Origin of the sequence: Phaeodactylibacter xiamenensis, assembly GCF_000759025.1 — a bacterium.
Classification (GTDB): domain Bacteria; phylum Bacteroidota; class Bacteroidia; order Chitinophagales; family Saprospiraceae; genus Phaeodactylibacter; species Phaeodactylibacter xiamenensis.
This window is the reverse complement of sequence record NZ_JPOS01000033.1, coordinates 81,063-94,665: the sequence shown is the minus strand read 5'-3', so window position 1 is coordinate 94,665 and position 13,603 is coordinate 81,063. Positions and strand designations below refer to the sequence as shown.

Annotated in this window: 12 protein-coding genes; 3 read left to right on the top strand and 9 right to left on the bottom strand. The window is 51.6% G+C overall.

Features of this window, described 5'->3' with window-relative positions; all coding sequences use genetic code 11:
* Window positions 1-6 precede the first annotated feature (6 nt).
* Both IX84_RS12735 and IX84_RS12730 read left to right on the top strand, forming a co-directional pair.
* Window positions 7-1,917, top strand: coding sequence for an AAA domain-containing protein (locus tag IX84_RS12735; protein WP_044221123.1), 1,911 nt, complete (start codon window positions 7-9; stop codon window positions 1,915-1,917).
* A 205-nt stretch (window positions 1,918-2,122) separates the two neighbouring features.
* Window positions 2,123-2,446: an ArsR/SmtB family transcription factor gene (locus tag IX84_RS12730; protein ID WP_044221119.1), complete on the top strand. Its 324-nt coding sequence runs from the start codon at window positions 2,123-2,125 to the stop codon at window positions 2,444-2,446.
* A gap of 79 nt (window positions 2,447-2,525) precedes the next feature.
* On the opposite strand, the gene IX84_RS12725 is transcribed toward IX84_RS12730, so the two are convergent.
* From IX84_RS12725 to IX84_RS12690, 8 genes are all read right to left on the bottom strand, one after another.
* Complete coding sequence (locus tag IX84_RS12725) at window positions 2,526-3,257, bottom strand: lipoprotein signal peptidase (protein WP_044221117.1); 732 nt, start codon at window positions 3,255-3,257, stop codon at window positions 2,526-2,528.
* 237 nt (window positions 3,258-3,494) lie between these two features.
* Window positions 3,495-3,866 carry a TraR/DksA family transcriptional regulator gene (locus tag IX84_RS12720; RefSeq protein ID WP_044221187.1) on the bottom strand — a complete coding sequence of 124 codons (372 nt, stop codon included), beginning with the start codon at window positions 3,864-3,866 and terminating at the stop codon, window positions 3,495-3,497.
* Window positions 3,867-4,018: 152 nt separating this feature from the next.
* A complete protein-coding gene (locus tag IX84_RS12715; protein ID WP_044221114.1) occupies window positions 4,019-4,513 on the bottom strand; it encodes a hypothetical protein in 495 nt (164 codons plus the stop codon).
* 37 nt (window positions 4,514-4,550) lie between these two features.
* Window positions 4,551-6,974, bottom strand: coding sequence for an OmpA family protein (locus tag IX84_RS12710; protein ID WP_044221111.1), 2,424 nt, complete (start codon window positions 6,972-6,974; stop codon window positions 4,551-4,553).
* Window positions 6,975-7,067: 93 nt separating this feature from the next.
* Window positions 7,068-8,396: a hypothetical protein gene (locus IX84_RS12705; protein ID WP_044221108.1), complete on the bottom strand. Its 1,329-nt coding sequence runs from the start codon at window positions 8,394-8,396 to the stop codon at window positions 7,068-7,070.
* Between the two features lie 11 nt (window positions 8,397-8,407).
* Window positions 8,408-9,142 carry a ribonuclease III gene (gene rnc / locus IX84_RS12700; RefSeq protein WP_238578271.1) on the bottom strand — a complete coding sequence of 245 codons (735 nt, stop codon included), beginning with the start codon at window positions 9,140-9,142 and terminating at the stop codon, window positions 8,408-8,410.
* Window positions 9,143-9,349: 207 nt separating this feature from the next.
* Entirely contained in the window at window positions 9,350-10,597 is a 1,248-nt protein-coding gene (gene fabF, locus IX84_RS12695) for a beta-ketoacyl-ACP synthase II (RefSeq protein ID WP_044221103.1), read from the bottom strand.
* Window positions 10,598-10,810: 213 nt separating this feature from the next.
* Window positions 10,811-11,053, bottom strand: a complete 243-nt coding sequence (locus IX84_RS12690; RefSeq protein ID WP_044146360.1) for an acyl carrier protein — start codon at window positions 11,051-11,053, stop codon at window positions 10,811-10,813.
* Between the two features lie 360 nt (window positions 11,054-11,413).
* On the opposite strand from IX84_RS12690, the gene pyk reads away from it, so the two are divergent.
* Window positions 11,414-12,847: a pyruvate kinase gene (gene pyk, locus IX84_RS12685; protein ID WP_044221100.1), complete on the top strand. Its 1,434-nt coding sequence runs from the start codon at window positions 11,414-11,416 to the stop codon at window positions 12,845-12,847.
* Here pyk and IX84_RS12680 read toward each other — a convergent pair whose 3' ends face one another.
* Window positions 12,848-13,594 (bottom strand): nucleotidyltransferase family protein, encoded by a 747-nt coding sequence (locus tag IX84_RS12680; protein ID WP_044221097.1) that lies wholly within the window; start codon window positions 13,592-13,594, stop codon window positions 12,848-12,850.
* Between the last annotated feature and the right edge of the window lie 9 nt (window positions 13,595-13,603).

Sequence of the window (13,603 nt, the reverse complement as noted above, 5' to 3'; positions counted from 1 at the left end):
CCAATCATGGCTAAAGCACTGGAAGAATTCGACCGCCTGGCAGAACTGCTGCAACTGGAAAAAGAGGAGGACCTGGAACAGTTTAAATCCCGGATTCAACGCCTGCCTCTTACCGAAAGACGCGATAATGGCTACGCCTGGTACCCGGTACAGGTGATGAAAACCGGCTACACCTACGGCGACCGGGCCTACGTGACCATCTCCAGAGAAACAGCCGAAGACACGCCTCACCATTTCCGGGCCGGCATGGTAGTCAATTTTTTCACCCAACAGGCCGGAGCCAACAAGCCGGAGCGCAGCGGCGTGGTCAACTATGTGAATAAAAACCGTATGCAGATCATCCTCAACAGCAAGGACTTTCCGGACTGGATTGGGATGGGGCTGATCGGGGTGGACCTCCTCTTTGACGACCGCACCTATAAAGAGATGGAAAAAGCCCTGAAAACGGTGCAGGAAGCAAAGAAAGGCCGGCTGCCGGAACTTCGCAATATTTTGCTGGGCATTGAACCGCCCCGCTTTGCCCCCGTCAATGAGCCATTTACCCATCCTCAACTCAACGACTCCCAAAACCGGGCTATTACTCAGATACTGGCGGCACAGGATGTAACAGTGGTGCATGGCCCTCCCGGTACAGGCAAGACCACCACACTCATACAAGCTGTAAAGCGGCTTTCCGAGCAGGAACACAACATCCTGGTGACCGCGCCCAGCAATACCGCTGTAGATCTCTTGGTGGAGCGCATCGCGGCGGAGGGGCTCAATGTTACCCGTATCGGCAACATATCGCGCGTAGACGAGGCGGTAATCCGGCACACGCTGGAAATGAAACTCGCCGACCATCCTGAGGCCAAGAACATCAAAAAGGTAAAGGTGCAGGCCGCCGAAGCCCGCCGTAACGCTCAAAAATACAAGCGACGGTTCGGGCCGGAAGAACGAGCCGAGCGCCACCAATACTATCAGGAAGCCCGGGAGCTTTCCGCCTGGGCAAGGCAACTTGAGGACCGGCTGATTGAGCAAATCCTTGATGGCTCTCAGGTCATCGCGGCCACGCTTGTAGGCACTTCTAATGACATTCTCTACAGCCGGAATTTTCGGACCGTCTTCATTGATGAAGCTGCACAGGCACTTGAGCCCGCTACCTGGATCCCTATTGCCCGGGCTTCCCGCGTGATTTTCATGGGCGACCCCTTTCAGCTACCGCCCACCGTCAAATCACAGGAAGCGGCACGAAAAGGCTTTGGGGTGACATTGATAGAAAAGCTGCTCGACCGCCTTCCCAAAGTCAACCTCCTCAACGTGCAGTACCGCATGAATGAACACATCATGGCTTTCTCCAATAAGGTCTTTTACAATGGGCAACTGCAAGCCGCCCCCGAAGTAAAGAGCCATCGGATAGACGCTGATGCCGACCATCCACTGATTTTTATTGATACGGCCGGTTGTGGGTTTGACGAAAAAACACATCCCAAATACAAAAGCCGTTACAATCCGGAAGAGTTCCTGATTCTGCGGGAACACCTTTATCAGCTCAGGGATGCCTTTCATCCGGAGGCACTACCTTCTGTCGCCATCATTTCGCCTTACCGTGAACAGGTGGTGCATATGGAGCAAATGATTGAGGAAGACCCATCGCTGGAAAACCTTGCTCTGACCATCAACACTATTGATGGATTTCAGGGTCAGGAGCGGGATGTGGTTTATATTTCGCTGGTACGCTCCAATGCTAAAGGAGAGATTGGCTTCCTAAAGGATTACCGGCGGATGAACGTAGCCATGACCCGGGCGAAAAAGCAATTAATCATCGTAGGCGACAGCGCAACCATAGGCGGAGACCGCTTTTACGCAGCTTTTTTAACCTATTGCGAGCAGCAGGGACTTTACCAAACGGCATGGGAATACATGAGAACGGCAGGTTGAATCTCAGAAAGTGGTCGGTTTTTCACAGAGAACGGTATCTTTTTTTGAGAAAGCGGTGTTTTTTTGACGTATTTCCTTGCTAAAGATAATAAAAAAATGCATATTTGCATAAGTGATACGCGTTAAACTCTTGTAAAACTGCGTGTTACAGCAGCAACTCCAACTGAGAGTGCTATCTAAACTACATACTTCAAGAAAACCTACTATGAGAAAAACAAAAGTGAGCGTACACCACGAGCGCTTGCAGGTATCATCTGAGATCCTGCGTGCCATTGCTCATCCGTTACGCATGAAAATCCTGGAATTCATTGACCGCAACACCGAGATCAACGTGAACAAAATCTACAACACGCTTGGCCTTGAGCAGTCTATTACCTCACAGCACCTCCGCATCCTCCGCCTTGCCGGGCTTGTAGATACAGAGCGGGATGGAAAGTACGTCCACTACAGCATCAACTATGAGAAAGTAGGTGGGACGGTTGAAGGCGTCAAGCGCTTTCTGGAAAAGTCCAGGGTGCTGCAAAAGTAAAGTTGGCTTCCAGGCAACAGCCCAAGACCAAATGAGACCACGCAATTGTTGTGTGGTCTTATTTTTTTGCCCGTATGCCTTATACCGGAGATGAGCCCTCAGCCTGCTGCGGATGATCACGGTCAACATCCTTGGTTGCAGCTTCCTCGTCCTGCATATCAGAGGCTACTTCCGCGCCGGACCCGGACTGTTCTTCAGACATTTCCTGAAAGAAGCTCCGCTGAAAAATCAGAATATTGATCACACCTAGTGTGATCGCCGTATCCGCAATATTAAAAACCGGCTTAAAAAACATCACTCTTTCTCCGCCCCAAAAAGGCACCCACTCAGGAAGCACACCATTGACAAGCGGGAAGTAAAGCATATCCACCACTTTGCCGTGCAGGAACCCGGCGTATCCGCCTCCTTCCGGAAATAGTTCAGCTACCCCTCCGTGAAAATGACTGGCAGAAAAGATTAGCCCGTAGAAAGCACTATCGAGGATATTGCCCAATGCCCCGGCTAAGATAAGGGCAAAACTAACCATTAGCCCGAGAGAAGCACCGGATTTAACCAGTAAGCGCAGGTAATAGACCAGAAAGGCTACAGCCAGAATACGAAAGAGGCTTAAAGCCAGCTTTCCATATTCACCGCCCAGGGAAAGCCCGAAAGCCATGCCATTATTCTCTACAAAGTGGATACGAGCCCAGTCGAGCCCGAACATTGCGAATTCCTCTCCGTACTCCATATGGGTTTTGATCCAAATCTTCAGCGACTGATCGATAACAAGGACCAGGAGTACGACAAAAACAATAACGGCTGATTTCTTCAAGGTACTGCTGTTTCAGTTTGTTCTGCAAATATACCAAAGGTGAACACAGGTTGTACAAAACCTGCACGCTACCAGACAAACCTGTCACCGTTTTGGCATGGGCGGGGCTTAAAATTTCAGTCCAATCGGATTAATAACGCCCGTATAGATTTTTAGGTTTGCAGTAAATTGTAAAAAAGCCCTCTTCTGCATTATTGCAAAAGAGGACTTTTCGGGGCGTGGAGCGCAAGAGGTAAATTACCGGCTCTTTTTCGCATCTATACTAAGTGTGGCATGAGGTACAGCCCGGAGCCGCTCTTTTGAGATCAGCTTACCGGTTTCGCGGCAAACGCCGTATACTTTATTTTGAATGCGGATCAGTGCATTATCCAAATGCTGAATGAGTTTGCGCTGCCGCGATGCCATGCTGGTAAGCCGTTCGTTTTCAGCAGTGCCGATGCCATCGTCAAGCCCTTTGACTTTTGCATCCGGGTTATCCGCCATTTCAGATAGCTGATCGAGATAGAAGTCCAGTTCCTTTCTGGCTTTATCCAGTTTTCCCTGGATAAGCACGCGAAATTCTTCCAGCTCTTCATCCGAATAGCGTGTTTTTTCTGCGTTTTGATTCATAGCAAGTTGCAGTTTAATATGAAGCACATTAATACCCGGCTGAGCCTTACTTCTGCCTACATTGAGGGACAGCCAGAACAATTATTTCTCTAAAATACGGTGCAAAAGTACGAATAATTAAATTAAATTTCCACGCTAACATATTATTTGCCCTACCCGGAAAAGTCCGGCTCATACCCCGTCAGGCAATCAATAATGGTCTTTAAGCTCACAAAGAGGGCTTCCTGCCCCTCCCGGGAAACCAGGGCCAGAGCATCTTCTTCGTCCTGAGTCAGCGCATCTTCTGCAAAAGCCAGCAGGTCCTCCTGAGGGTAGCCCTCGAAGAAGGGGTCAAGGCGGGACCGGAAGTTTCCGCCTTTGTTGCCATGCATTACAGCCCAGTTGGCTTCCTCCACTTCGCTGATGTGCTTTTCGTCAATAACAGGCGGGAGCGCCTCTTTTCGGACGGCATGCCAAACCACCAGCATCAGAAACAGAAAGTACTCACGCTCTTCCGCTGTGAACGCCTCGAAGTTTTCTGTAAAAGGGTAGGCAAACAATACGGGCTGCTCCTGCTGCATGGCCTCCAGCCCCTGCGCGTAGGCATCAGACTTTCCCTCCAGTTCGGCTACCGCCTGATCAATCGCGTCTTCAGGTATAAACTGCATACAAGGTTGGTTTTAGCGTGCCCACATGGGCACCCTTTCAATTTTTGCCAATGATACGTATTTCGAGACGTTCGGAAAAGGCCGGGTTGGGTTTTGGGAAAGCTTTTCCATAACCCTTACCGTGCAGGCGCGTGGCATCAATGCCATTCCCAACTAAAAAACTTACCACTACCTGAGCCCGCTGCCGGGTCAGTTCAAGTGCTTTGGCATAGGAATGAGGCTCGCCAATATGCGCGCCAACCTCTGCTATGAGATCCGGATGCTGATTGAGAAAAGACAGCAAACGGTTGAGTTCGGGATAAGCCCCCGGCTTCAGACGATCTGTACCAGTCTCAAAATGCACGCTGTTAAGTGCAATATTCTGGCCTATTTCTGCCGGGATTAAGGTGAGGTTTTGGCTGACCTCCTGATAGGCTGCAGGAGCCGATGATGAAACCGGTACAAGAGCAGGCACTGCATCAGGATCGTCATTAACGGGCGGCACGGGTTCTGTGGATAGTTGCTGTGCCACTTTGCGGTCGAGCTTTTGCTGCACCATTGCCCGTTCCAGTTTTTTGACCTGATACCGTCCGTCTATTTCAACCAGCCCTTCCACTTTTTCTTCCAGATGCGGGGCCAGAGCTTCTGCCACTTCATCTTCCATTGCAGCTTTCAACCCTTCCAGTACCTGAGCCTCCCATGCTTCTGGTTCTTGTCCAGCAGGCTGAAATGCACCTTTGGCTGTCCAGTCCGGGGGTAAGGCATCGGCAGAAGTCAGCCCTTCCTTAATTTGAGCTTGCAGCTGCCGGGCCTTTTGCTCCAGCGAGGCACGCTCCGATTCCGTCAAAGCCGGGCTGGGCTCCACCTTAACAGGTATTTCCATTTCCTGTATCAGCCGCTTTTCCACTTCAGGGATCAATTCCTGTTCCAGCTCTGCTTTGGCCTGATCCTGAAGCTCTTCGAAGGTCGGTTGGTCTTCCCAAAGGTGGCGTTCTCCTTCGGCTGTTTCCTGTTCCGCCTCCTGCAGGGACTTCTCATGCACGTAAAATCGCTTAAACCGTGCTTGCATATCTTCCAGCTCCCGTTCGGCAGCAGCAGCCTCATCGTAGCCATCGTCCGGTAAGGTATCCTGATGCGCCACAACTTCTGTAAAATACCGGTACCGGTGACGCAGGGCCTCAATTTCGGGGTCCGAAGGCGGAGGCAAATCCAGTCCGTATTGCTGAGCCCGGACTTCAGCCAGTGCCTCCTGCCGCATCCGTTTAAGCTCCAGCAACTCATTATCCAGCTTATCCAGGTGCAGGTGAAGGCCCCGGATATCTGCCTCTTCCTCTGACATTACAACGGCAGAACCATTCGATACCATAGCGTTGGCAGACAAGTCTTCTCCAAGAGCTTCTATCGGCTGCGCCACGGGGAAATAGCCGGGTAATTCCGCAAAAACCACTCCTTTTTCAGTGGCAGGAAGCAGGAGGCTGTAGGTCCCGTCTGCATCAACTTCTGCAACCTGTACTATCTTCCCGGCTTTTGTATCCTCAAGGCGCACCTCCACTTCTCCTGCCAAACTGAAGCGGTCAACCTGCACCTCGCCTTTGATCAGGCGCAATGCTTCAGGCCGGAGTGGTTCAGGCAGCGTCATTTGAAAAATATCCATATCTCTGCCTACGGGGCGGCGTGCAATAAAAGCCTCTGTTCCGGAAGCCGGAACGCTGATGAACAACTCATCAGCTTTGGTATTGATTTCCTGGCCAAGGTTGACCGGTTCCGTCCAATTATTCCAACCACCTCCTTTTCGCCTGGTCATATACAGATCGTAGCCGCCTTTGCCGCCAGCGCGATTGGAGGAAAAATAAAGGGTCCGGTTGTCCGGAGCGAGATAGGCACTCTGCTCATCTGCAGAGCTGTTGATGGTCTTCGGCAGCACTATGGGAGCGCTCCAGGCAGCGGCATCCGTCCGGGTACTCAGGCAAAGGTCTTTATGGGCAGGGTGCCCCTTTTGCGGCAGCACGCAGATCATATGGTGATTGTCCTGAGCGATCTGAAAAAAAGCTTCCGGTACACTTGCGTGGCCGCCCTCAAGGTGGTGCGTATCTGACAGGCTCCAAAGCCGGCCAGCCTCCCGGTACCGGCGCAGCTGACCTTTTCCGGCAGCATAAACCAACAGCTGCCTTGCGGAAGTATTCAGGCTCAGAGGCCACTCGGCTCCTCTGGTGTTGACAGGAGCGCCAACGTTCACCGGTTTGGACCAGATGCCGCTACCTGAACGGTAGGTGACCCAAACGTCGCTGGCGTTTTGCTCGCCCCGGTTCCTCGGGTGCCCAAAGCGGGCGAAGTACAGGGCATCGCCCTGCATATTAACGACCGGGTAAAGTTCGTCGTAAGTGGTATTAACAACCTCCTGCAGCGTACGCTGTGCGGTGGCAGGAATCACACAGCGGCCCATAAGAAGCAGGAATAGCAGTGGCAGGAAGGGCTTTCTCATAATTTAGTGTATAAGCAGAACTTAAAAGAAATCGGCCGAAAACGACTTGTACACTCCTTATGACGATAAAACACACAAAAGTAATGCCCGGTTTCAAAGCATTTCCTCCGCTTCGCCAAAAGCCGAGGGTGGCGGCCCCTGAAGTTGAATAATCCGACTACTGTCCAGAACGGAAAGGGCCCGGAGCGATTCGCCTGTCCATTCTCCAAAAACGGTAACCTCCTGATGCCCTCCTACGGCCAAAAGTACCCACTCATGGGCCTCCTCTGCCTGCACTGGTATTTCCATGCCCCGGGCGTCAAGCAGTACCACCTTCCCTGATTGCCAAACCGCCCGGATCTGCCCCAGCAATACCGGAAAGCCGGAAAGCCATGGGTTCTTAGACAGTGCCTGCGCATAGGCTTCCAGCATTTCCTGCCCATGCTCTGTTATGGGGATTGCATCCATAGGCTGCCGGTAGGGCTGTACCCTTTTCAATAAAGCCCGCAACGGATAGGTACCCGGATAGTAAACGAGCTCCCCCTGCAGGGCACTGCCCAAGACCCAATGCCCCTCAAAACGTTCGTTTCCCCACGCAAAGTCCAAAATAAGTGCAAACCGGCCGGTCTGCTCCCCTACCAGCCAGGTACGGCGGTAACGAAGCTTTTCTTCCTCTCCCTCCACCAGTCCGATCACCAGCCATCGGTCTGAGACAGCCGGCCCTTCCAGTACCTCTTCCTTTTTCAAATTGACGCCTCCGTAGGACAGCAGTTCTACCTGCATGGCCTGGGGCAGCCCCTCTAACTGACGGAAGCTTTGCACGAACAGATAAAGCTCAGACAAAGCGCCTAGTAATTTACCATGCCACTGTTCTTCTTCCATCAGCTTTGGGAAGCTGCGAATGCGGCGGGCGACACTCCCTAGTTTAGCGTCCACCATACGGGCTGCTATGCGTTCCCAGAAATCTGGCCCTGCCCCTTCAAGGCTGGAAAGCCCCTGCCGGATGACATCACGAAGCCATTGATCCAGCTCTTCCACGCCTGACTTCATCTCCACAATACGCTTGTGCAGGCGGGCTTCGCGTTCGCTGGTATCTGCTACGGCAGACTTTCGGGCCTCCGGCTGCCGGATCGCATCGCGAACCCAGCCCGGGCGCTCATCGGCGGGTGTGATCTGATCATTTTTGCGAAGGAAGAAAAGCAACAGGGAAAGTACGTGCTGACAGGGGCGGTACCGGTTTTTGCAGGTACAATGGAAGGCTTTCCCGTCGAGAGTTACCATGACCGGGTAGGTGAGCTCACCTGTAGACTTGCAAATGCCCCAAAGGGCATCGCCATCGGAAGCTACGTTTTCCCACTTTCGCCCGTAGAAGAGTGCCCGTGCCCGGTTCAGGACGAGGGTATTCGGTGCGTACGCTTGCAGGGTGGCGTAGGTCCAGCTCACATTGTAACAGATTAGTCCTCTGTATCGAGGATGCCCATAGAGTGCATGGCTTTTTCAGAAGCGGTTTGTTCGGCGCTTTTCTTGTTGAAGTCGTCGGCGGTGGCTATTTTCTTGCCATTCACCATGACTGCAACTTTGAAGCGGTCCCGCTTTTCGAACTTATACCGTGCCAGGAGCTTGTAAGTAACGGTTTGGCCGTTTTTCTGGCACCATTCCAGCAGCTGGCTCTTGTAGTTGTCATCCACGGTTTCCAGCTCGTGTACGTCCACGTAGTTGCGTAGGATTTTATTGACTACGAAGCGCTTAGTGCCTTTGTAACCCTTTTCCAGATAAACTGCGCCAACGAGTGCCTCCACCGCATTTCCCAGCATAGAGCGGCTCAGGCGGGTCTGATTGTACTCAGAGAGCAGCATATCCAGCCCCATCTTATCGCCGATCAGGTTGAGGGATTTGCGCTTGACGATCTTCGAGCGCATTTTGGTGAGGAAGCCCTCGTCGCTGTTAGGGTATTTCTTAAAGAGATACTCTGCTACGATAGTACCGAGCACAGCGTCGCCCAGGTATTCCAGGCGTTCGTTGTTCTGCACTGCGTAGGGTTTCTCCGAAGAGGAAGACTTGTGGGAAAAAGCCAGCCTGAAAATAGCCATATTGGCAGGGGTAAACCCAATGAGCTGCCTCAAACGGCGGGCCAGTTCCTTATCCTCAGATAAAAAATGGTTATAAAACCTAAATACGAGCCGCAACAAAACCTTAGTGTTTTGTGAAAAGATATTGTTATCTAAGGAGTAAGGCGGTAACAGGCTTGATGCGCGCTGCCGCTCTACTCTTTTAAAACCAACGGGAGAATCCGGTATACCAAGCCCGCTCAAATAAATGCGGCGGCCCCATACCAGCCTCCCTAAAAGACGGCTCGCCTGCGATTGGGGAATCCAATTCCCCAGGCGCAGAAGTGCCTAATCTTCGTACTTCTTAAATACGACAGAGGAATTGTGCCCTCCGAAGCCAAAAGTGTTGCTGAGAATCGCTCTGACTTCCCGCTCCTGCGCTTCGTTAAAGGTCAGGTTCAGTTTAGCATCCAGCTCCGGATCATCCGTGAAGTGGTTGATCGTAGGCGGGATAAAACCATGCTGAATGGCCAGGATGCCTGCAATCGACTCCACTGCTCCGGCGGCGCCAAGCAAATGCCCGGTCATGGATTTCGTGGAACTGATATTCAGATTGTAGGCATGCTCGCCAAAGACCTGCTGAATGGCTTTCACCTCTGCAATATCCCCAAGTGGGGTAGACGTGCCGTGCACGTTGATGTAATCAATATCTTCCGGATTGAGCCCGGCATCTGCCAATGCGATCCGCATAACGTTGCCTGCACCCAGTCCCTCGGGATGTGGCGCAGTGATGTGGTGGGCGTCTGCGGTGGCGCCTGCACCAACGATTTCGGCATAGATGGTCGCACCACGCTTTTTAGCGTGCTCCAGTTCTTCGAGCACGATTGCACCTGCGCCCTCGCCAAGGACGAAGCCATCACGGTCCGCGTCAAACGGACGGGAGGCGGTTTTGTAATCATCGTTGCGGGTAGAGAGTGCTTTCATCGCATTGAAGCCGCCTACTCCAGCCTTTGTCACTGTAGCTTCTGAGCCACCGGTAATGACAACATCCTGCCGGCCCAGGCGGATTTGATCAAAAGCAGTGCCAATCGCATGAGAAGAAGAAGCACAGGCAGAAACGGTCGCAAAATTCGCGCCCCGGAAACCATACCTGATGGAGATCAGCCCGGCAGCAATATCGGAGATCATCTTAGGGATCATGAAAGGGTTGTAGCGAGGTGTGCCATTTCCCGTGATATGATCTTCGATTTCCTTTTCCAGTGTAGCCAGTCCGCCAATCCCGGAGCCCCAGATAACCCCTGCACGGTCGACGTTAATCTTTTCAACATCGATGCCCGAATTTTCCATGGCCTCCGCAACGCTATACATCGCATAGATGGTAAAATTATCCATGCGGCGCATTTCGCGGCGGTCTACTTTTTCTTCAGGTTGGAAATTCTTGAGTTCGCAGGCAAACTGAGTCTTGAATTGGGAAGCATCAAAATGAGTGATAGGATTAGCACCACTGAGGCCATTCTGTAAACCTTCCAGGTATTCGCTAATTGAGTTTCCGATGGGGGTTACTGCTCCTAGTCCTGTTACGACAACCCTTTTCATTGGCTTAATTTGATTTGGTTCCAGCCTCCTGTTGCAACGGCTAAGTTATGCCCGTGTAATTGTTTGGTTGGAAATTTGCGCCTTGTATTTGGTAGAGAATGTAGCCGGGAGGTTCAAAATGCAATTTTAAAGAAGGCGCGGAGATACAAATCAGAGACTTTCCTCAGAAAGCCTCTAATTTGCATACGTTAAATCCGGAAACAGCAAACGCTGTTACGCTTCTTTAACCTGTGACTCCAGATAAGAAACAGCCTGGCCTACCGTTTGGATAGCTTCAGCCTGTTCGTCCGGAATAGCGATATCGAACTCCTTTTCGAACTCCATGATGAGCTCCACGGTGTCCAGAGAGTCGGCCCCCAGATCGTTCGTGAAGTTTGCATCCGGGTTCACCTCTGATTCGTCGACACCTAATTTGTCGACGATGATCTTATTAACTCTTTCTGCAATGCTAGACATAAGTGAATTCGCTTTATTGGTTTACAATTGCGATGCAAAGAAACGTAGAAGAACCTTGACTACCAAAGTTTTTCAAAAAAAAGTTACCCCCCTGAACCTCTGAAATACCCTGCTATTGCTGAATCCCAGCCGATTCAGGGTTCCGTTTCAGCCTGGTTTTTTTCTTTTAAAGTGGCTGCTGCCTGTTCGGAAATCAGCCCCTCAAATGCCGCCGTACCAGTATTTGTTCACAGGTTTTTAACCATAGGCCGTTTGTATATTATTAGGATTAGCGTACTTTTACAGTTAGGATTATTGTAAATTTTACACTTAGTCTGTTGCAAACACAAAATTACACCCAATTAAAAAATTACCAGACGCATGAAAGTCGTTGACCATCAAAATACTAAAATTGTGGCAACCGTAGGTCCTGCCTGCAATAGTTACAATCAATTGCTGGAATTGGTCAAAACGGGTGTGGACGTATTCCGCCTTAACTTTTCCCACGGCACCCATCAGGATCACCAACAGGTCATTGATCACGTCACTTACATCAACGAAAAGTATAACCTGCACATTAGTATTCTTGCTGACTTGCAGGGCCCTAAGCTCCGTGTAGGCAAAATCAAGGATAACGCCCTTGAGCTTAAAGAAGGGGATGTGATCACCCTCGTCAACGAAAAGTGCGTGGGTACCATGGAGAAAATCTATATGAGCTACGAAAGTTTTGCCCGGGATGTTAAGGTGGGCGAGCGCGTGCTCGTAGATGACGGCAAACTCGTATTTGAAGTCCTTGAAACCAATAAAGAGGATACGGTCAGGCTCAAGACCCTCTTCGGCGGCACCCTTTCCTCCAATAAAGGTGTCAACCTGCCCAATACCAAAATTTCTCTGCCTTCCCTTACGGAGAAAGACCTGGTCGACCTGGAGTTCATCCTCACGCAGCCGGTCAACTGGATTGCCCTCTCCTTCGTACGGCACCCCAAAGACCTCAAAGATTTACGCAGACGCATCGAAGCGAAAAACCACCCTGCCAAAATCATCTCCAAAATCGAGAAGCCGGAAGCGGTAGAGCGGATTGACAAAATCATCAAGCACTCCAATGCGATCATGGTAGCCCGGGGCGACCTGGGCATCGAAGTGGCTATGGAGCGCCTGCCGCTTATTCAGAAGGACATCATCGCTAAGTGTATTCAGCGGGCCCGACCAGTGATTGTAGCCACGCAGATGATGGATAGCATGATCACCAATCCAAGCCCGACCCGTGCAGAGATCACCGACGTAGCCAACGCCGTACTCGATGGCGCGGATGCGGTAATGCTAAGTGGTGAAACCTCCGTGGGTAAGCATCCCGTGAAGGTGGTGGAAGCCATGAATAAAATCATTGAGGAGGCAGAGACGCACTACGACTTCAAGGACCGCCGCCCGATCGCAACCTCAAAAACCCGGACGTTCCACTCGGATGTCATTTGCTTTAATGCCGCACAGACCGCTATGCAGGTCAATGCCAAAGCAATTATCGGTATGACAAGCTCGGGCTACACCGCATTCAAAGTTTCGAGCTACCGGCCGAAGACCGATATCTACATCTTCTCCGACCGTATGCACATGCTCGCCACCCTTAACCTTGTTTGGGGCGTGCGCTGCTTCTACTACGACCGGTTCACCACCACTGATGAGACCATCGCGGATGTAACGGAAATCCTGAAGCGCGAAGGGCGCGTCAAACCCGGTGATGTCATCATCAATACGGGTAGTATGCCGCTGCACCGCCGCCACCGGACCAACATGATGAAAATCACGCCGGTCGAGTAATTAATAGCCTGTAAAGCCAGATGCGGATAAAGCCCGGGCAAGTTCAGCCGCCGGCTCCAGCGCATCTGGCTTTCCCACATCCAGCCACTGCGAATGCTCGTGCCGAAAGCCAGCTATCTTTGCACTGCGGGCTGCATTCAGATAAACGTCTATGATTGAAAAGGCTTCCTGCTCTGGCATGTAATCGAACAGCCGCGGGTGGAGATACTGTATCCCGCTAAAGGCCAATGCTGTGGTGGAAGGCACCGCTCTGCTGATTTTTTCTTCTCCCGTTTTGGCATTTTTCCAGCCACTGAGCAACCCTGCTTCATCAAACAGGAGATAGCGCGAAGTCTTACGGTCCCGCACGGCAAGGGTGGCAAGCGCCCCGCTGGCTTCATGGGCGCGCCGCAGAGCGTGTAGGTCAAGGTCGGTGAGAATGTCCGCATTGTGCACCAAAAAGGAATCTCCGCCCTGTAGCCACTTTGCAGCCTTGCGCAAGCCGCCTCCTGTGTCCAGCAATTGCTTCCTTTCATCGGAAATATGAATGACCGCCCCGAAATTATTATTCCTTTGCAGAAAATCTTCGATCTGATCGGCGAAGTGGTGTACGTTAACAACCACTTCCTCATACCCGAAAGCCAGAAGGCGGCGCAAGGCGATTTCCAGCAACGGGTACCCCCCCACTTCCACAAGCGCTTTCGGGCGGTCATTGGTTAAAGGGCGGAGTCGGGTGCCAAGGCCGGCAGCGAAGATCATAGCTTTCATGATAATTCT